Origin of the sequence: Spirillospora sp. NPDC048911, assembly GCF_043198015.1 — a bacterium.
Taxonomy (GTDB): domain Bacteria; phylum Actinomycetota; class Actinomycetes; order Streptosporangiales; family Streptosporangiaceae; genus Spirillospora.
This window is the reverse complement of the sequence record NZ_JBICUD010000002.1, coordinates 998,475-1,015,873: the sequence shown is the minus strand read 5'-3', so window position 1 is coordinate 1,015,873 and position 17,399 is coordinate 998,475. Positions and strand designations below refer to the sequence as shown.

At 71.7% G+C, this 17,399-nt stretch carries 19 protein-coding genes; 5 read left to right on the top strand and 14 right to left on the bottom strand.

Annotated features, from left to right (window positions below):
- Window positions 1–197: 197 nt before the first annotated feature.
- Window positions 198–1,352: a quinolinate synthase NadA gene (gene nadA / locus ACGFNU_RS11995; protein WP_392592681.1), complete on the top strand. Its 1,155-nt coding sequence runs from the start codon at window positions 198–200 to the stop codon at window positions 1,350–1,352.
- 114 nt (window positions 1,353–1,466) lie between these two features.
- Here nadA and ACGFNU_RS11990 read toward each other — a convergent pair whose 3' ends face one another.
- The 7 genes from ACGFNU_RS11990 to ACGFNU_RS11960 all read right to left on the bottom strand — a co-directional run bounded on the left by ACGFNU_RS11990 (window position 1,467) and on the right by ACGFNU_RS11960 (window position 6,699).
- Window positions 1,467–2,237, bottom strand: a complete 771-nt coding sequence (locus ACGFNU_RS11990) for a maleylpyruvate isomerase family mycothiol-dependent enzyme (protein WP_392592679.1) — start codon at window positions 2,235–2,237, stop codon at window positions 1,467–1,469.
- A 75-nt stretch (window positions 2,238–2,312) separates the two neighbouring features.
- Window positions 2,313–2,891 carry a hypothetical protein gene (locus ACGFNU_RS11985; RefSeq protein WP_392592677.1) on the bottom strand — a complete coding sequence of 193 codons (579 nt, stop codon included), beginning with the start codon at window positions 2,889–2,891 and terminating at the stop codon, window positions 2,313–2,315.
- 2 nt (window positions 2,892–2,893) lie between these two features.
- Window positions 2,894–3,748 (bottom strand): M48 family metalloprotease, encoded by an 855-nt coding sequence (locus tag ACGFNU_RS11980; protein WP_392592675.1) that lies wholly within the window; start codon window positions 3,746–3,748, stop codon window positions 2,894–2,896.
- A gap of 179 nt (window positions 3,749–3,927) precedes the next feature.
- Window positions 3,928–4,497 carry a hypothetical protein gene (locus tag ACGFNU_RS11975; protein WP_392592673.1) on the bottom strand — a complete coding sequence of 190 codons (570 nt, stop codon included), beginning with the start codon at window positions 4,495–4,497 and terminating at the stop codon, window positions 3,928–3,930.
- A 3-nt stretch (window positions 4,498–4,500) separates the two neighbouring features.
- A complete protein-coding gene (gene htpX, locus ACGFNU_RS11970; protein ID WP_392592671.1) occupies window positions 4,501–5,418 on the bottom strand; it encodes a zinc metalloprotease HtpX in 918 nt (305 codons plus the stop codon).
- Between the two features lie 199 nt (window positions 5,419–5,617).
- Window positions 5,618–5,896 (bottom strand): hypothetical protein, encoded by a 279-nt coding sequence (locus ACGFNU_RS11965; protein ID WP_392592669.1) that lies wholly within the window; start codon window positions 5,894–5,896, stop codon window positions 5,618–5,620.
- Window positions 5,893–6,699, bottom strand: a complete 807-nt coding sequence (locus ACGFNU_RS11960) for a PspA/IM30 family protein (RefSeq protein ID WP_392592667.1) — start codon at window positions 6,697–6,699, stop codon at window positions 5,893–5,895. Before ACGFNU_RS11960 ends, ACGFNU_RS11965 begins: the two co-directional genes overlap by 4 nt.
- Before the next feature lie 134 nt (window positions 6,700–6,833).
- Between ACGFNU_RS11960 and ACGFNU_RS11955 the strand changes: the two genes are divergently transcribed.
- Window positions 6,834–7,403, top strand: a complete 570-nt coding sequence (locus ACGFNU_RS11955) for a DUF3043 domain-containing protein (protein ID WP_392592665.1) — start codon at window positions 6,834–6,836, stop codon at window positions 7,401–7,403.
- A gap of 57 nt (window positions 7,404–7,460) precedes the next feature.
- A complete protein-coding gene (locus tag ACGFNU_RS11950) occupies window positions 7,461–8,462 on the top strand; it encodes an aldo/keto reductase family protein (protein WP_392592664.1) in 1,002 nt (333 codons plus the stop codon).
- Window positions 8,463–8,632: 170 nt separating this feature from the next.
- Here the strand turns inward: ACGFNU_RS11950 and ACGFNU_RS11945 are convergent, their stop codons facing one another.
- Window positions 8,633–8,833, bottom strand: a complete 201-nt coding sequence (locus tag ACGFNU_RS11945) for a hypothetical protein (RefSeq protein WP_392592662.1) — start codon at window positions 8,831–8,833, stop codon at window positions 8,633–8,635.
- 99 nt (window positions 8,834–8,932) lie between these two features.
- Between ACGFNU_RS11945 and ACGFNU_RS11940 the strand changes: the two genes are divergently transcribed.
- Together ACGFNU_RS11940 and ACGFNU_RS11935 are read left to right on the top strand one after the other, a co-directional pair.
- Entirely contained in the window at window positions 8,933–9,877 is a 945-nt protein-coding gene (locus ACGFNU_RS11940) for a bifunctional adenosylcobinamide kinase/adenosylcobinamide-phosphate guanylyltransferase (protein ID WP_392592660.1), read from the top strand.
- Entirely contained in the window at window positions 9,874–10,620 is a 747-nt protein-coding gene (locus ACGFNU_RS11935; protein ID WP_392592658.1) for an adenosylcobinamide-GDP ribazoletransferase, read from the top strand. Before ACGFNU_RS11940 ends, ACGFNU_RS11935 begins: the two co-directional genes overlap by 4 nt.
- On the opposite strand, the gene ACGFNU_RS11930 is transcribed toward ACGFNU_RS11935, so the two are convergent.
- From ACGFNU_RS11930 to ACGFNU_RS11905, 6 genes are read right to left on the bottom strand one after another with little or no spacing between them, the layout of a single operon-like run.
- On the bottom strand, window positions 10,621–13,338 hold the full coding sequence (locus ACGFNU_RS11930) for a fumarate reductase/succinate dehydrogenase flavoprotein subunit (RefSeq protein WP_392592656.1): 2,718 nt from the start codon (window positions 13,336–13,338) through the stop codon (window positions 10,621–10,623). It lies immediately after the preceding gene.
- Window positions 13,338–14,099 (bottom strand): ABC transporter ATP-binding protein, encoded by a 762-nt coding sequence (locus ACGFNU_RS11925; RefSeq protein ID WP_392592654.1) that lies wholly within the window; start codon window positions 14,097–14,099, stop codon window positions 13,338–13,340. The genes ACGFNU_RS11930 and ACGFNU_RS11925 overlap by 1 nt, the downstream gene beginning before the upstream one ends.
- Window positions 14,096–14,872: an ABC transporter permease gene (locus tag ACGFNU_RS11920; RefSeq protein WP_392592652.1), complete on the bottom strand. Its 777-nt coding sequence runs from the start codon at window positions 14,870–14,872 to the stop codon at window positions 14,096–14,098. Before ACGFNU_RS11920 ends, ACGFNU_RS11925 begins: the two co-directional genes overlap by 4 nt.
- Complete coding sequence (locus ACGFNU_RS11915; protein ID WP_392592650.1) at window positions 14,869–16,254, bottom strand: ABC transporter substrate-binding protein; 1,386 nt, start codon at window positions 16,252–16,254, stop codon at window positions 14,869–14,871. The genes ACGFNU_RS11920 and ACGFNU_RS11915 overlap by 4 nt, the downstream gene beginning before the upstream one ends.
- Before the next feature lie 20 nt (window positions 16,255–16,274).
- Complete coding sequence (locus ACGFNU_RS11910) at window positions 16,275–16,502, bottom strand: ferredoxin family protein (RefSeq protein WP_392592649.1); 228 nt, start codon at window positions 16,500–16,502, stop codon at window positions 16,275–16,277.
- On the bottom strand, window positions 16,477–17,361 hold the full coding sequence (locus tag ACGFNU_RS11905) for a GntR family transcriptional regulator (protein ID WP_392592648.1): 885 nt from the start codon (window positions 17,359–17,361) through the stop codon (window positions 16,477–16,479). The genes ACGFNU_RS11910 and ACGFNU_RS11905 overlap by 26 nt, the downstream gene beginning before the upstream one ends.
- Window positions 17,362–17,399: the final 38 nt, after the last annotated feature.

Sequence of the window (17,399 nt, the reverse complement as noted above, 5' to 3'; positions counted from 1 at the left end):
GCATGTCCACGAGGGCGTTGCCGCCTTCTTCCACAGGACAACGTACCTCGCCCCGTGGGCATTCCACCTTCTCACGTCCCGCGGAACTGCGTTCTATGTCACAGCGACGACCCCGGCAGGGTCAATTGTCCGCTATGTATGCGACTATTAGTCGTCAAAGCGACGATAAGCCCCCCATCTCGGGGAGGGAGACTCCAGTGACCACCCCAGTGCGCGATCTTCCTTTGCTCTTCCTGGGCACCGGGTCCGACCCGGCCAGCGAGCGCGGCGTCGACTGTCCCGGCGAGCTTCCCGCGGCCTCCGACCCGGGTCTGGTGGCCCGGGCCAGGGCGGCCAAGGCGGCGCTCGGCGACCAGGTGTTCGTCCTCGGGCACCACTACCAGCGGGACGAGGTGATCCAGTTCGCGGACGTGACGGGCGACTCGTTCAAGCTCGCCCAGCAGGCCGCGGCCCGGCCGGACGCCCCGTACATCGTGTTCTGCGGCGTTCACTTCATGGCCGAGTCGGCCGACATCCTCACCGCCGGGCACCAGCAGGTCGTGCTGCCCGACCTGGCGGCGGGCTGCTCCATGGCCGACATGGCGACCTTCGACCAGGTCGAGGAGTGCTGGGACGCCCTGGAGGACGCCGGGATCGCCGACGACGTGGTCCCCGTCACGTACATGAACTCCTCTGCCGACATCAAGGCCTTCGTCGGCCGCCACGGCGGGGTCGTGTGCACCTCGTCCAACGCCAAGCGCGCGCTGGACTGGGCGTACTCGAAGGGTTCCAAGGTGTTGTTCCTGCCCGACCAGCACCTCGGGCGCAACACCGCCGTGCTGGAGATGGGCCTCTCCCTGGACGACTGCGTCGTCTACAACCCGCACCGCCCCGACGGTGGGCTCTCCCAGCAGCAGATGCGCGACGCCAAGATGCTCCTCTGGCGCGGGCACTGTTCGGTGCACGGCCGGTTCAGCAAGGAGTCGGTGGACGACGTGCGGGCCCGCGTCCCCGGCGTGAACGTCCTCGTCCACCCCGAGTGCCGGCACGACGTGGTCCTGAACGCCGACCAGATCGGCTCGACCGAGTACATCATCAAGACCATCGAGGCCGCGCCCGCCGGGTCGGCGTGGGCCGTGGGCACCGAGCTCAACCTGGTCAAGCGGCTGGCGAACGCCCACCCGGACAAGAACATCATGTTCCTGGACAAGACGGTCTGCTACTGCTCGACCATGAACCGGATCGACCTGCCGCACCTGGTCTGGTCGCTGGAGGCGCTGGCCCGCGGCGAGGTCGTCAACCGCATCGAGGTGGACGCCGAGACCGCCCACTACGCCCGCGTCGCCCTCGACCAGATGCTCGCCCTTCCGTAGCCGGAAACCGTCCGCCGGATGGGGCGCCCTCATCCGGCGGACGAAGGCCCGGCCGGCGGCCGTACGCCTGCGGACGAACGAAGGCCGGAACCCGGCGGTTCCCGGGCTTTGCGATCAGATGGCGGTGTGCTCGACCCAGCGAATGAGCAGGGCCTCGTCGCCGGAGATCGCCAGCCGCGGGTCGCCCAGCTTCCGGCGGCCCCACAGGAACAGGTAGAGATCGCCGGCGGCGGCGTCCACCGCGGCGCCGGGATCGCCCGCCGCGGCGCCGGGCCCCTCGGTGAAGCCCTCGGGGGTCAGGCGGAACGACCACCGGCCGCCGGTGTCGGCGGCGCTGAAGGCGAGGGTCTCGCCGTCCCCCGCGAGCTCCTTGATCTTGGGGGTGAAGGCGGCGGCGTAGGAGAGGTTCCCCACCAGCTCGTCGATGCCGTCGTCCGCCACGTCCGGCTCGATCACCGGCTCCCGGCCGAGCGCGAGCTCGGCGTCGCAGCGGTGCACGACGGTCTCCTGCAACATCCGCCGCGACCAGAACCCCACGCGCTGGTCGGCGCCCCACGTCCACACCGGCGTGCCCGGATCGGTCGAACGCAACGCCCGCAGCAGCTCGGCCCCGCCCTCGGCGAACCAGGGCAGCAGGTCGGCGGGATCCTCGGGGAACTTCACGCCGAGATCACGCAGGCCGAGGCGGCGTTCCGAGCGCGCCGCCACCATGCCGCCCGCCCACCGGTGCACACCGCCGATGTGCCGGACCAGCGTGGCCACGTCCCAGCCCGGGCAGGTCGGCACCGGCGCAGCGAGATCGGCCTCCCGGGCGGCGCCGGCGAGCCGTGAGATCTCCAGCTCGACCGCGTCGCAGTACCGGTCATGGCTCCAGGGCGCGCCCACGGATCCTCCCTCGCTCGGGACTCCAGGCTCCACAAGATCGAGCCTGTCACACGCGGCGACGGCCAGCCAGGGGCGTCAGATCGCGGGAGCGTCCCACAGCGGGAACCACCGGCCACGATCCCGCTCGAAGGGCAGCTCGGCTCCGACGGCGTCCCTCGCGCGGTCCTCCAGGCCGTCGTCGCGGCCGCCGCCCGCAGCCGGGGCGAACGGGTAGAACGTGCCGCTCGCGTACGTGTGGACGAGGGCGAGGCGGCGCCCGTCGGGCCGGGCGAACCCGGTCAGCGAGCACAGCAGGTACGGCCCGAAGCCCCCGGCCTCGAACGCCGCGTCGACGGTGTGCAGGTCGCCGACGACGCGTTCCAGCTCGCCCGGCGGATGCCGCGCCAGCACCCAGCCGCAGCCGTACGCGTCGGTGGTGTACTCGGCGGTGGCGTCGGGCTCGGTCGCGACCAGGCGCCGCAGCTCCCGCTGGACCTGGGCGAACGCGCCGAAGACGCCGCCGTCGACCGTGCGGAAGCACACCGAGCCCAGCCCCGACGGGACGAAGCCCGTCGCGGCCGCCAGCGCGGCGGCCGCGGGCACCAGACCGAAGATCGCGTCCAGGTCCGGGCCGGCGGGCCCCGAGCGGCCGAGCACGACGTCTCCGAACGACATGGTCACCTTCTTCCGCTCGCGAGCCGCTGGGAGACCTCGGTGAGCCGCTGGACCCGCACGTCCACCGGCGGGTGGGTCGACAGCAGGTCGCCGGCCGCGCGGCCCCGGGCCCGCGCGGGCACGGTGAGGAGGCCGTTCAGCGGCCGCAGCCCCCGGAGCTCCGCCGCGGGCGCGGCCTCGATCTCCTCGCAGATCTTCGTGAGGGCGGCGGACGCGGCCGACGGGCGGCCGGTCAGCAGCGCCCCGGCGCGGTCGGCGCACAGCTCGCGCTGCCGCGAGATCGCGAGGTCCAGCAGCAGGCTCACCGGGAAGAGCAGCGCGGCCAGCGGCACCATGGGCAGCAGGACCACGCCGGCGACCCGGGCGGCCGGACGGCCCTCGCCCAGCAGCAGCCCGCTCACGGTCGTGACGATCAGCCCGCCGCAGAACGCCGGGAACCCCGCGATCGTGGCCACCACCACGTCCCGATGCGCGAGATGCGCCATCTCATGGGCCAAGACGCTTTCGAGCTCGGCCACGTCGAGCCGTTCGCGCAGGCCGGTGGTGACACAGACCACCGCGTGGTCGCGGCGGCATCCGGCGGCGAACGCGTTGGGGACGTCGGTGACGGCGACGGCGACGCGCGGCTTGGGGAGCCCGGACGACATGCACAGGCGCTCGACGAGGGCGTGCAGCTCGGGCTCCTCGTCCGCGGCGACCTCCCGCGCGTCCATCGCCCACAACGCGACCTGGTCGGCGTAGCGGAACTGGGCCGTGAGCAGGACGGCGACGGCCGCGACCGCCACGCCGCCCCAGAGCGTCGAGATCTGGAAGAAGGGCCACACCAGCAGGCCGTACAGGACCGCCAGCAACGCCATCGCCAGCACCATTCGCAAGGTGAGGGCTCTCTCGCGTGCATAGCGCGCAGGCACCATCGATCCCCCTGCATTCCAGGTACGGAACGAACAGTAGGACGCGCGTGCGGGCGATTACGTGCCCTGTGACACAAAAATCCCGTTCAGAGACCCCCGGAGTCTCCCGCTCGGAGGCCTTCCGTTCAGAGGCCTGGGGCGCCCCAGACGGGGAACCAGCGCGACAGGTCGTCCTCGAACGGCAGGTCGGCGCCGACCGCGCCGCGCACCTGCAGCTCCAGCGCGTTGTCGCGCTTGTCGCCGGGCAGGGGCGCGAACGGGTAGAACGTGCCGCGCTTGTACAGGTAGACCAGCGCCAGCCGTTGCCCCTCCGGCCCCGTGAAGCCCACGAGGGAGCACAGCAGGTGCGGGCCGAAGCCGTTGGCCTCCAGTGTCGCGTTGACCGCGTGGAGGTCGGTGACCAGCGCGGGCAGGTCGTCGGCGGGCTGCCGGGCCAGCAGCCAGGTGTAGCCGTAGGAGTCGGTGCTCAGCTCGACCTCCGGCCCGTCGCCCGCGTCCAGCAGCTCCTGGACCTCCTTCTGCATGCGGGCGAACGCCCCGCCCTCGACCGCGCGGAAGCACACCGACCCGAGGCCGGTCGGGGTGAAGCCCGTGCCCGCCTCCAGCGTCAGCGCGGCGGTGGACAGCGCGAACAGCCGGTCAAGGTCCGGCTTGACCGGCTTGGACCGGCCGAGCAGCGTGTCGAGGAATCCCACGGGTCAGACTCCCCTGCTCATCTGGTCGGAGATCTTCGACAGCTGGGCGAGCCGCTTGTCGAGCGGCGGGTGGGTGGCGAGCAGCGAGGAGACGCTGAAGCCCTTGGTGAAGGCGGGGGCGAAGAAGAAGGCGTTGAACGGCTCGGCCGCCCGCAGGTCCTTGGTGGGGATCCTGGCGATCTCACCCGAGACCTTCGTCAGCGCGCTGGCCAGCGACGACGGGCGGCCGGTCAGCAGCGCGGCGGCCCGGTCGGCCGACAGCTCGCGGTAGCGGGACAGGGCGCGGGTGAGCAGGAAGCTGATCGCGTACGCGACCGCGCTCACCGCGACGACGGCGAGCAGGACGAGCCCGGTGTTCTGGTCGCCGTCGCGGCGGCTGAAGCCGCCCCAGAGGCCCCACTCCAGCCCGAACCGGGTGATGAGCCCCGCGCAGACGCCCAGGAACGAGGCGATCGTCATGACCGCGACGTCCTTGTGGGCGATGTGCGCCATCTCGTGCGCGAGGACGCCCTCCAACTCCACCGGGTCGAGCCGGCGCAGCAGCCCGGTGGTGACGCAGACGACGGCCTTCTTCTGGTTGCGGCCGGTCGCGAACGCGTTGGGCACGTCGGTGTCGGCGATCGCCACCCGCGGCTTGGGCGCGTCCGACATCGCGCAGATCCGGTCGATCACCCCGTGCAGCTCGGGCGCCTCGTCCGGCGTGACCTCCCGGCCGTGCATGGCGAAGAGCGTCATCCGGTCGGAGAAGAAGTACTGGGCGAACAGGAAGACCGAGGCGCCGATCAGCGCGAACACGCCCCAGGTCGGTGAGATGACGAAGAACGCCGTCACGAAGACGACGTAGACCAGTCCGAGCAGGAACATCGTCACGAGCATGCGTGACGTCAGCCCCCGGTCCGATGCATATCGCGTGCGCGCCATGCCGCCCCCTTTCCGTACCGGCACGGCTCCGTGCACCCTGAACAACGTTCAAGGACGCCGGTTCGTGCCCTGGTGTCCGATACCACTCCCCGGTATCGAACCCGGTACGAGGCCCCGCACCGCAACCGCCGGTGCCACGCCGAGGCCACGGCCCCGGGCCCCCCGACCCGGTCCCCGTGCGAAACAAGATCTCGGACGCTCAGTCCGGGATGAGCCCCTCGTCGCCCAGCATGGCCTTGACCTCGTCCATCGTGGCGTCGGACGGCGGCAGGATCAGCTCGGACGGCTCCAGATCGTCGTCCGGAAGCGGCTTGCCGATCTTGCGGGCCTCTTCGAGCAGCGCGTGCAGCGCGGTGCGGAAGGCGGTCTCGTCCCCGGACTCGATCGCCTGCTCGACCCGCTCGTCGAGCTCGTTGAGCCCGGCCAGGTCGCCGGGCGCCACGTCGACCTGCCCCTCCCCCATGATCCGGACGATCACTGCTGGCCTCCGGGCTGCTGCGGCCACTGCTGGGCCTGCTGCGGGGTGTCGTGCTGCTGGGGCGCGGCGTTGGGCGTGCCCTGGTTGAGCTCCTTGGGCGCCGGGCCCTGACCCAGCTCGGCCTTCAACCGTTCCAGTTCGAGGTCGACGCCGGGACCCGAGCCCATGCGGTCGAGCTCGGCCTGGATATCGTCCTTGGGACCGGAGAAGTCTTCCAGGGCGCCGGAGGCGAGCAGCTCGTCGATCGCGCCGGCCCGGGCCTTCATGGTCTCGGTCTTCTCCTCGGCGCGCTGGATCGCCAGGCCGACGTCGCCCATCTCCTCGGAGATGCCGCTGAAGGCCTCGTTGATCTTGGTCTGCGCCTCGGCCGCCGTGTAGGTGGCCTTGATCGTCTCCTTGCGGGTCCGGAAGGAGTCGACCTTGGCCTGCAGCCGCTGGGAGGCGAGCGTGAGCTTCTCCTCCTCGCCCTGGAGCTGCTGGTACTGCGCGCGCAGGTCGGTCAGCTGGCCGTCCAGACCGGCACGGCGCGTCAGCGCCTCGCGGGCCAGATCCTCACGGCCCACCTGGAGCGCCTTCTTGCCCTGGTCGGTCAGCTTGTTCTGCTGGCCCTCAAGCTGGTTGATCTGCAGCTCGAGACGCTTGCGCGAGGTCGCGACGTCGGCAACGCCCCGGCGCACCTTCTGCAGCATCTCCAGCTGACGCTGGTAGGAATAGTCGAGGGTCTCCCGAGGATCTTCCATGCGGTCCAGGGCCCTGTTCGCCTTGGACTTGAAGATCATCGACATTCGCTTCATCACGCTCATCGCGCGGCGCCGGTCCCTTCGTGTGCTGTAGCTCAGTCACAAACTGGGCTCAATGACCACTGCTGGGGTTCATATCACCCTACGCGTTAACGCGCGAGGCAGCCACGATGTTCGCAGCCGGTAGGCTGATCTCTGTGTTCCGACGTCGTACCCAGGAAGCCCCCGCAGATCCTCCTCAGGTAGTAAAGCCGGGAGGCAAGGGGCGCCCCACGCCCAAGCGCGCGGAGGCCCAGAAGGCCCGCCGCCAGCCGATCACGGCACCCTCCACTCGCAAAGAGGCCTACAAGAGGGTGCGCGAGAAGCAGGCCGACCAGCGGGTCAAGGCCCGTGAGGGCATGGCCAGGGGTGACGAGAAATACCTCCTGAAGCGCGACAAGGGCCCCGTCCGCCGGCTCGCCCGCGACTACGTCGACGGGCGCCGCACGATCGGGTCCTACCTGATGTACGGCATGTTCGCGATCGTGGCCCTCAGCCTGCTGCCGATCGCGGCGGCCAAGCTGCTGGTGCTGTTCGCGCCGCCGCTGCTGCTCGCCGCGGTCTTCATCGAGGGCCTGCTCATCAGCCGCCGGATCAAGAAGCTGGCGGCCGAGCGGTATCCGGACGAGGACACCAAAGGCGTCGGCCTGTACGCGGCGATGCGCGCCATGCAGATCCGGCGGCTCCGGGTGCCGGCCCCTCAGGCCAAGCCGGGCGCCAAGGCCTGACCCACCGGCCCGAGCGCGATCCGGGGCCGGTGATCTCGCGCCAGTAGTGTCGGGGGCATGGAGTTTCGACGACTGGGCCGCAGCGGCCTGAAGATCAGCGAGATCGCGTACGGCAACTGGCTCACCCACGGTTCGCAGGTCGAGGAGGACGCGGCGGTCGCCTGCGTCCAGGCGGCGCTCGACGAGGGCGTCACGACGTTCGACACCGCCGACGTCTACGCCGCGACCCGCGCCGAGGACGTGCTCGGCCGGGCGCTCAAGGGGCAGCGCCGCGAGGGCCTGGAGATCTTCACGAAGGTCTACTGGCCGACCGGTCCGGGGGTGAACGACCGCGGGCTGTCGCGTAAGCACGTCTTCGAATCGATCCACGGCTCGCTACGCCGTCTGCAGACCGACTACGTCGACCTCTACCAGGCGCACCGGTTCGACCATGAGACGCCGCTGGAGGAGACGCTCAAGGCGTTCGACGACCTGGTGCGGCAGGGCAAGGTGCTGTACGTCGGCGTCTCGGAGTGGCGCGCGGAGGAGATCGCCCGCGCGCTGGAGATCGCCGACGAGATGGGCTTCGACCGGATCGTGTCGAGCCAGCCGCAGTACTCGATGTTGTGGCGGGTCATCGAGAGCGAGGTCGTCCCCCTCTGCGAGAAGGAGGGCATCGGCCAGATCGTCTGGTCGCCGATCGCGCAGGGCGTGCTGAGCGGCAAGTACAAGCCGGGCCAGCCGCTGCCCGCGGGCACGCGCGCCACCGACGAGAAGGGCGGCGCCGACATGGTCCGGCGCTACCTGAACGACGAGACGCTCACCCGCGTGCAGAACCTGCAGCCGATCGCCGGCGAGCTCGGCCTCACCATGGCGCAGCTCGCCGTCGCCTGGGTGCTGCAGAACCCGAACGTCTCCGCCGCGATCGTGGGCGCCTCCCGCCCCGAGCAGGTGCGCGACAACGTCAAGGCCGCCGGGGTGAAGCTGGACGCCGACGTGCTCCGGCGCATCGACGACGCGCTCGGCCCGATCGTGGAACGCGACCCCGCCCGCACGATCAGCCCCCCGCGGCGCCCATAACGGACGCCCCTCCACCAACCCGCCCCAGCCACCACGCGAGTGCGCCATCGGGTCGTGAAGCAAGCCGAAGGCGAAGCTTCACGAGAGATCGCGAAGCGATGCCGCACTCGCACGCTTTTGCGGTTCGGGGGCCGAGCCGCCAGGCGAGGCCCCCGAGGCCGCGAAAGCCATCAAACAGGGTCTTGCAGGCTCATCGGCCCATAGATGACGCTTTCGTCGTCCAGGAGCGTGACCTGGTCGACCTCGTCTCCGCGCAGGGCACGCCAGTTTTCGCCGAGCCACGTCTCCGCGTCGGCCTGGGTGGAGAACGTTTCCTCCGACATGCCGACCGAGCGCCCGTCGGCCTTTTCCAATCGCCAGCTCCACGCCATCGCGCTTGTCCTCCCTCGTTGCGGCGAGAGTAGCCTCTCGATCAACGGTCCGTGTCGCCACCGAGGTCGCGCGCACCGGGCCCGTAGAGTTTTCGACCGATGAACATCGACCTCAAGGGCATCGCCGGCCCGGGCGGCTGGCCGCAGCCCGGCTGCCGCTGCGCCTCCTGCAATCGCCTGCGCACCGCCGGGATCAGCCACGAGCCCACCAGCATCCTGATCGACGGGGTTCCGCTCGAAGAGTGCTCGCGCTGGGAGGTGCCCGGCGGCTACGACGTGCGGACCGCCACCGGGCGGCGGATCCTGGTGGCGGGCGGGCCCGGCGCGCGGCCGGATCCGGTCGCCGAGATCGTGTACGACGCCGCCCTGCTGGATCTGGTGGGCTGCCCCGACCACCTCGGGGCGCTGCGGCACCTCGGGGCGGTCACCGCCGCCACCGAGATCATCGCCGTGCACGTCGACCACCGCGTCTCCTCGTCCGCCGAGCTGGACCGCCGCATGGCCTTCTGGCTGCCGCTGCGGGAGGGCCCGCACCGCACGCTGCTGCTCGGCGGCTCCCGGTCGGGCAAGTCGGCCGAGGCGGAGCTGCGGTTGGCGGGCGACCCGTACGTGACCTACATGGCGACCGCCACCGTGCGCGACGGCGATCCCGAGTGGGCCGCCCGGATCGCCGCCCATCAGCGGCGCCGGCCGTCCTGGTGGAAGACGGTCGAGACGACGGGCGATCTGGCGCACCTGCTGACCTCGACGGCGGGCGCGATCCTGGTGGACGGCATCGGGACCTGGCTGGCCGCCGTCATGAACGAGACCGGCGCGTGGGAGGACCCGGCCCGGGTCGGGCCGCGCGTCGACGAGCTGATCGCCGCGTGGCGCGCGGCGACCGCCCGCGTCATCGCCGTGAGCGACGAGGTCGGGCTGTCGCTGGTGCCCACGACCCCGGCGGGACGGGCCTACCGCGACGTCCTCGGGACGCTCAACCAGCGGCTGGCCGCCGAGTCCGAGGAGACGGCCCTCGTGGTGGCCGGGCGCGTCACCGAGCTGTGAACGGGCTGCGCCTGGCCGTCTCGCTGCTGACCGCCGTTCCGGTCGGGGCGCCGCGGGTCGGCCGGGACGCGGGCCGGCAGGCGATGATCCTCGCTCCGGTCGTCGGTCTCGTCGTCGGTGGCGGCGCGGCGCTCGTCCTCGTCCTGGGCGAGTTCCTCGGCCTGGCGCCGTTCCTGCGGGCGGCCCTGGCCGTCGCGGCGATGGCCGTGATCACCCGTGCGCTCCACCTGGACGGCCTGGCCGACCTCGCGGACGGCCTCGGCAGCGGCCGCCCGGCCGGGGACGCTCTGACGATCATGAAGCGCTCGGACATCGGCCCCTTCGGCGTGGTGACCTTGCTTCTCACCCTGCTGATCCAGGTCGCCGCGCTCGCCGCAGCCCCGGACGCGCCCGTCGCCGTGCTGCTCGCCGCCGTGACGGGCCGGCTGGCGCTCCCGTGGGCGTGCCGCACCGGCGTCCCCTCCGCCCGTCCGGACGGCTTGGGCGCCTTGGTCGCCGGCACGGTCACCACCCGCGCGGCTCTGGCCGTCACTGTGGTCTGCCTCCTTGCCGCCACAAGCGCGGGCCTGGCCATCGGACGCGTCCCGTACGCCGTGGCCGCGGTTCTCGCAGGCGTAGGAGCGGCGCTTCTGCTTCTCCGTCACGCCGCCCGGCGTCTGGGCGGCGTGACGGGTGACGTCTTCGGCGCCCTGGTCGAGACCGCCACCACGGCCGCCTTGATCGTGCTCGCCCTCCATCTCTGATCAGGTGGTCAGGGCACGCCGGGCGTAGGCGCGGACGTCGGCGTCGGTGTCGTCCTGAGCGGCGCCGAGGGCGCCGGCGACCTCCGGAAGGGCCGCCCACCGGCCCAGAGTGATGACGGCGGCCTTGCGGACGTCCAGATGCGGATCGGCGAGAGCCTTGATCAGCGGGCCCGCGGCGAGCTCCGGATCAGCGCCCGCCAGCCCCTTGGCCGCTCCCGTCCTGACCTGCCAGGCGGGGTCGTGCAGGGCCGCCACGGCGGTCTCGGCGAGGGGGCTCGGGGTGCCGATCCCGGCGAGGGACTCCAGGGCCGCGGCACGAACGAGATCATCCGGATCGCGGACGAGGGCCCCGAGGGACGGCGCCGAGGCCGCCGCGCCGACGGTGCCGAGACCATGGGCGGCCGCGACGCGCACCTCCCGGTTGAGGTCGGCCACGGCCTCGGCGACGCCCGCCGCGTCGTCCAGGGAGACCAGGCCGCGGACCGCCTGCAGACGCACGCGGTGGTCTTCGTCGGCCAGGGCATCGGCGAAGCGGGAGCGGTCGCCGAGGCGGAGGGCGCGCAGAACGTCGAGCGTCACGGCTCGCACGACGGCGTCCCGGCTGGCGAGCACGGGGAGCAGCACGTCGCGTACATCTGCGGTGGCGGGAAGCACCTCGACCAGTTCGCGCAGCGCGGTCGCGGCGGCGTGCCGGACCGAACCGTGCTCGTCGGTGAGCGCCCGCGCGAGCGCGGTGGTGACGCCGGCGGGCACGACCTCCGTCAGGGTCGCCACGGCCGCCCGGCGCACCTTGGGGTCGGGATCCTCCAGGTAGGGGACGAGCCGTTCGAGCGGCGGCTCGGTCTCGGCGAGTTCGAGCAGTTCGAGGATGCGGGGCGAACGGCCGATCGGCCGCGCCTTGGCCGGGGCCGCGGCGGCAGGACCGGCACCCGCGGCGGGACCGGACCGGGCGGCCAGGAGCACAGGCTCCTGATCACGCTCCGGGACGGTGATCCCCTCGACCGGGACGAGGTACGGCGCGACCGGGCGCTTGAGGAACTCCATCGCCCCGTCCGCACGGCGGCGCAGGTTGAGGTGGAAGAACCACGAGGCGTCGTCGCGCTCGGGCAGGTCCGCCCGGTCGTGGTAGAGCCCCCAGCGGCTCTCGGTCCGGGTCAGCGACGACCGCGCGGCCATCTCGGCGCAGTCCCGGATGAAGGTCACCTCGGCGCAGCGCATCAGCTCGTGCGGCGTGCGCGCGCCCATCGCCGCGATCTCGGCCTCCATCCGGGTGAACGTCTCGACGGCGATGTCGAGCCGGGCCGCGGTCTTGGGCGGCGCGACGTAGTCGTTCACGAAGCGCCGGAGCTTGTACTCGACCTGCGGCTGCGGCGGGCCGTCGGGGTTGCGCAGCGGACGGTAGATCAGCTCGTGCGCGGCGGCGATCTGCTCCTCGTCCAGCGGGCCGCGCTCCACAGGGGCGGAAGCCTGCCCGGAGGCCCGCCCGGTGGTGTGCGCGGCGGCGTCCGCCCCGGCGAGGTCGCCGAAGACGAACGCGCCGATCATGTAGTTGTGCGGCACGCAGGCCAGGTCGCCCGCCGCGTACAGCCCCGGCACGGTCGTCCGGGCGTTCTCGTCCACCCACACCCCGGACGCGGAGTGCCCGCCGCACAGGCCGATCTCGGAGATGTGCATCTCGACGTCGTGCGTGCGGTAGTCGTGCCCGCGCCCCGCGTGGAACGTGCCGCGGGTCGGGCGTTCGGTGGTGTGCAGGATGCCTTCGAGCGTCGTCAGCGTCTCGTCCGGCAGATGGCTCAGCTTGAGGTAGATCGGCCCGCGGGCGGAGTCGATCTCCCGCTTGACCTCGGCCATCATCGCGCCGGACCAGTAGTCGCAGTCCACGAACCGGTCGCCCCGCGCGTTGACCTGGTAGCCGCCGAACGGGTTGGCGACGTAGGCGCAGGCCGGGCCGTTGTAGTCCTTGATCAGCGGGTTGATCTGGAAGCACTCGATCCCGCTCAGCTCGGCTCCGGCGTGGTAGGCCATCGCGTAGCCGTCCCCCGCGTTGGTGGGGTTCTCGTACGTGCCGTACAGGTAGCCGCTGGCGGGCAGGCCGAGACGCCCGCAGGGGCCGGTGGCCAGGATGACCGCGCCCGCCGAGACCGTCACGAACTCGCCGCTGCGGGTGTCGAAGCCGGCCGCGCCCACGGCCCGGCCGTCCTCCGACGTCAGGATCCGCACCGGCATGACACGGTTCTCGATCTGGACCTTCTCCCGGATCGAACGTTGCCGCAGCACCCGGTACAGGACCTTCTTGACGTCCTTGCCCTCGGGCATCGGCAGCACGTACGAGCCGGACCGGTGCACCCGGCGGACCGCGTACTCGCCGTGCTCGTCCTTCTCGAACTTCACACCGTAGCGTTCGAGCCGCTTCACCATGGCGAATCCGCGGGTGGCCGTCTGGTGGACGGTCCGCTGGTCGACGATGCCGTCGTTGGCCCGCGTGATCTCGGCGACGTACGCCTCGGGGGTCGCCTTGCCGGGGACGACCGCGTTGTTGACGCCGTCCATGCCCATGGCGAGCGCGCCGGAGTGCCGGACGTGCGCCTTCTCCAGCAGCAGCACCGACGCGCCCTTCTCGGCGGCCGTGATGGCGGCCATCGTCCCGGCGGTACCGCCGCCGATGACCAGCACGTCGCAGCTCAGCTCGCGCCGCTCGGTCAGGGAGGGGATCTCCATCAGGCCACTTCCTCCTTCAGGATGGCGACGCCGAGCTCGGCGAGGATGAGGTCGCGCAGCCCGGGACGTTCGTCGCGGCGGAATCCGGCGGCGACGCCGTCGGGGCCGAGCACCACGATCCGGTCGCCGAGCAGCAGCGCCTCGTCCACGTCGTGGGTGACGAAGACGACGGTGGCCGGAGCGTCGGCGAGCACGTCGGCGAGGAGCCGCTGCATGGTGGTGCGGGTCTGGGCGTCCAGCGCGCCGAACGGCTCGTCCATGAGGATCACCCGGGGCTCGGCGGCGAGGGTGCGGGCGAGCTGGACGCGCTGGCGCATGCCGCCCGAGAGTTCGCGCGGCAGCCGGCCGCCCTTGCCGGTCAGCCCGACCCGTTCGAGCCAGGTCAGCGCCTCGGCGCGGCGGCGGGCCCGCGGGACGCCGCGCATCGCGAGCGCGAGCTCGACGTTGCGGCGGGCGGTGCGCCACGGCAGCAGCGCGTCGTCCTGGAAGACCAGCGCCCGGTCGCGGGACGGGCCGGTGATCGGGGCGTCACCGGCCTGGACGCGGCCCGCCCGGACCTTGAGCAGGCCGGCGAACGCGCGGAGCAGCGTGGACTTGCCGCAGCCGGACGGCCCGACGATGACCAGCACCTCCCCCGCCTCCACCTGGAGATCGAGGCCGGTGACGACGGGAGTGCCGTCGTAGGCGAGCGTGACCCCGCTCGCGTGCAGGGACAGTGCGCCTTTCGATGACAGTGTCCCTTTCGATGACAGTGCGGTCATTTCTGCTCCCTCGGCAGCCAGCGGGTGGCGCGGCGCCCGGCCAGCTCGACCGCGCCGGAGGTCAGCCAGCCGAGCAGCCCGATGGTGATCATCCCGACCAGCACGCCGGGGTAGTCGACGATCGTGTAGGCCTGCCAGGTGCGGTAGCCGACGCCGAAGTCACCCGAGATCATCTCGGCGGAGATCACGCAGATCCACGCGACGCCCATGCCGACCGACAGGCCGCCGAAGGCCCCGGGCAGGACGCCGGGCAGCACCACGTTCGCCAGCACGCGCGCCCGGCTCCCGCCCAGCGTGCGCACCGCGTCCTCCCACACCAGCGGGAGCGCCCGCACGGCGTGCCGCGTGCTCACCAGGATCGGGAAGAACGCGGCGACGAACGTGATGAAGACGATCCCCTGCTCGTTCGCCGGGAAGAGCAGGATCGCCACCGGCACCAGCGCGATCGCGGGGATCGGACGGACCACCTCGAACAGCGGCTGCAGCACGTTCCCCGCCCAGCGGGACCTCGCCACCGCGATGCCGAGCGCGATGCCGAAGACCGCCGCCAGCGCGAAGCCGGTCAGGATGCGGACGAGGCTCTGCGCGACGTCCTCGTAGAACTGGGCGTGCTGGATCTGGCGCCGGAGCTCGCGGGCCACGTCCAGCGGGCCGGGGAACCGGTCGAAGCGCACCCACAGCCGGACGTTCGCGGCGGTCAGCAGATGCCAGGCGAGGAGCGCGGCGGCGAGGGACGCCAGCTTGGTCAGTTTCGCCAGTACGTTCGCCGTCATGCGCGTTTCACCGCGTCCTGATAGCTGACGATCTTGCTGCCGGGGTGAGCGGCCAGATACTTGCGCGCGACCTCGTCGGTGGCGAACGCCTGGAAGCGCTTGGCTCCGGGGGCCGCGGGGTCCTCGATCCACACGTCCTTGGCGGCGAACCAGCGCGTGCCGGTGGTGGCGTCGGCGACGTAGGCGGCCTTGATCTGCTTGCCCTGCTTCTGCGCGTCCCGTACGCCGCGCAGCAGGGCGACCGGTCCGGGGAACTTGAGGGTCTTCTCCTCCCCCGCGAACCAGATCTCGCCCCCGTCCGGCTTGGTCGTCTTGGCGACGTCGGCGTCGTAGGACGAGCCGTACGCCCGTCTGATGTAGGAGTCGTTGATGAACGGTTTGAGGTCGAGGGGCTGCTGGAGGACGCCGATCGACTTCAGGAACGGCACGTCGTGCGCGAGCACGTCCTGGAGCTGCTTCTTGAGCGTCACGTCGAACGTGGAGACGCCGCCCGCGCCGTTGTAGAGGTAGACGGCCTCGACGGGCAGCCCGGTGGCCGACGCGACCGACTCGGCGGACTTGACCGGGTTGTCGTTCAGGTAGCGGGTGGCGTCGATCTGCGCCTTCAGGAACTCCTGGACGATCGTGGCCTTCTCTCCGGCGAACTTCCTCCGGACGACGACGCCGTGGAACGTGGGCACGTCCAGGTCGCCGCCGTCATAGAGCAGCCGGGCCCGGTCCTGGGCGACGAGCACGCCCGGCCACGCCACGAACTGCGAGAGCCCGGCGGCCTTGCCCGACTCCAGCGAGGTCGCGCCCACCGACGGCTGCTGGTTCTCGATCGTGACGTCCTTCGCGCCGTCGAACCCGTACTTCTTCGCGGCCTGGACGAACGTGCCGTGGCCCGCCGAGCCCACGCTCGTGGAGACCGTCCTTCCCTTGAGGTCGCGCAGCGTCGCGGCCTTGGAGTCCTTGGCCACCACGACGCCGTTGAGCGCGCCCTTGAGGTTGTAGCCGGTGACCGAGACCAGCTCGGTCCGCGCGTCACCGCCCTGCGCCTGGGCGCGCGAGCCGTTGATGAGCAGCGGGTAGTCGCCCATCGAGCCGATATCGATCTTCCCGGCGAGCATCTGGGCGGTGATCGGCGCACCGGTGTCGTAGTCCTGCCAGACCACGGAGTACTTCTTGCCCTCGGCGTCGCCCAGCGCCTTCAGCCGCTTCTCGAAGTAGCCGAGGGAACGGAGCAGGGTGCCCGCCGTGACGGTGTTGATGGTCTTGGACTGGTAGCCGACGACGACCCGGGTCGAGCCGCCGCCGTCGGCGGCGTTGCCGGCGACGGTGCAGCCGGCCAGGAGGGGCAGGACGGGCAGGCAGGCGGCGGCCACCGCGATCTTGCGGTTCATGAGCGTGTCCTTCGGGGGGTTCAGCGGAGGAGGTACGGCATGTTCACGGTCACGGCGCCGGTGGGACACCGGTCGGCGCAGGGGCCGCAGTACCAGCACTCGTCCACGTGCATGTAGGCCTTGCCGGTCTCCGGGTGGACGGCGAGGGCGTCCAGGGGGCAGACATCGACGCAGAGGGTGCAGCCGTCGATGCAGAGGGCCTCGTCGACGGTGACGGGGACGTCAGCGCGGTTCTCGGCCAGGGACATGGCGATGCTCCAGGGACTCTGTGGGCTGGACAGGCTCTGTGGGCCGGACAGGCTCGATCGGCTGGACGGGCTCTGTGGGCTGGACGGGCAAGGAGGAGTCGCCCCGGCGGAGGGTGCCGCTCATGGTGATGCGGTCGCCGCGGAAGCGGATGAACTCCAGATCGACGGGACGGCCGTCGGCGAGGTGGGTCAGGCGCTCGACCATGAGCAGGGCCGCGCCGCGCGGGGCGTCGAGCATCGCGGCGGAGTGCGGGTCGGCGTTGACCGCCTCCACGGTGAGCTCGCCCCGCCCCAGCGGCTGCCCCGAGATGCGTTCGAGCAGGACGAAGACGTCGGTGTGCGCCAGGTCCTCGCCGAGCAGCGGCTCGCCGAGGTCGCGCGCGACATAGGTGAGGTCGAGCGAGAGCGGGAGCCCGTTGAGGCGGCGCAGCCGCTCGATGTAGACCACCGGCTCCCCGGCGGCCAGCCGCAGCCTGGCGGTGATCTCGCGCGGCGGCGTGATGAGGCCGGTCGTGCGCACCTCGTTGGTGACCTCGCCGTGCTCGCGCAGCGTCTCGGCCAGGCCGAGCAGGCGTTCCAGGCCGTGCGGGTACTTCTCGGTGGCCACGGTCGTGCCGACGCCCGGGCACCGTTCGATCAGCCCCTCCGCCCGCAGCAGGTCGAGCGCGTCGCGGACGGCGTTGCGCGAGGTGGCGAAGTCGCGCACCAGGTCCGCCTCGGCGGGCAGGACGCCCGACCGGAAGGCGCCGTGCAGCACCTGCCGGCGCAGCACGTCCGCGATCTGCCGCGCCCGGTCGGCCCGCAGCCGCCGGGCGTCGGCCAGCGTGAGCGCCCGTGCCTCGATGTCCTTGCTGGTCACGGCCATGAACCTACTAAATCAGTCGGAATAGTGGAATA

What these genes read in the sequence shown, in the direction of transcription:
- ACGFNU_RS11985 (WP_392592677.1), bottom strand. Translation starts at nt 2,891, where the DNA reads ATGTCGTTCGGAGACGTCGTGCTCGGCCGCTCGGGGCCCGCCGGCCCG.
- ACGFNU_RS11980 (WP_392592675.1), bottom strand. Translation starts at nt 3,748, where the DNA reads ATGGCGTTGCTGGCGGTCCTGTACGGCCTGCTGGTGTGGCCCTTCTTC.
- htpX (WP_392592671.1), bottom strand. Translation starts at nt 5,418, where the DNA reads ATGGCGCGCACGCGATATGCATCGGACCGGGGGCTGACGTCACGCATG.
- ACGFNU_RS11960 (WP_392592667.1), bottom strand. Translation starts at nt 6,699, where the DNA reads ATGAGCGTGATGAAGCGAATGTCGATGATCTTCAAGTCCAAGGCGAAC.
- ACGFNU_RS11950 (WP_392592664.1), top strand. Translation starts at nt 7,461, where the DNA reads ATGGAGTTTCGACGACTGGGCCGCAGCGGCCTGAAGATCAGCGAGATC.
- ACGFNU_RS11945 (WP_392592662.1), bottom strand. Translation starts at nt 8,833, where the DNA reads ATGGCGTGGAGCTGGCGATTGGAAAAGGCCGACGGGCGCTCGGTCGGC.
- ACGFNU_RS11940 (WP_392592660.1), top strand. Translation starts at nt 8,933, where the DNA reads ATGAACATCGACCTCAAGGGCATCGCCGGCCCGGGCGGCTGGCCGCAG.
- ACGFNU_RS11930 (WP_392592656.1), bottom strand. Translation starts at nt 13,338, where the DNA reads ATGGAGATCCCCTCCCTGACCGAGCGGCGCGAGCTGAGCTGCGACGTG.
- ACGFNU_RS11925 (WP_392592654.1), bottom strand. Translation starts at nt 14,099, where the DNA reads ATGACCGCACTGTCATCGAAAGGGACACTGTCATCGAAAGGCGCACTG.
- ACGFNU_RS11920 (WP_392592652.1), bottom strand. Translation starts at nt 14,872, where the DNA reads ATGACGGCGAACGTACTGGCGAAACTGACCAAGCTGGCGTCCCTCGCC.
- ACGFNU_RS11915 (WP_392592650.1), bottom strand. Translation starts at nt 16,254, where the DNA reads ATGAACCGCAAGATCGCGGTGGCCGCCGCCTGCCTGCCCGTCCTGCCC.
- ACGFNU_RS11910 (WP_392592649.1), bottom strand. Translation starts at nt 16,502, where the DNA reads ATGTCCCTGGCCGAGAACCGCGCTGACGTCCCCGTCACCGTCGACGAG.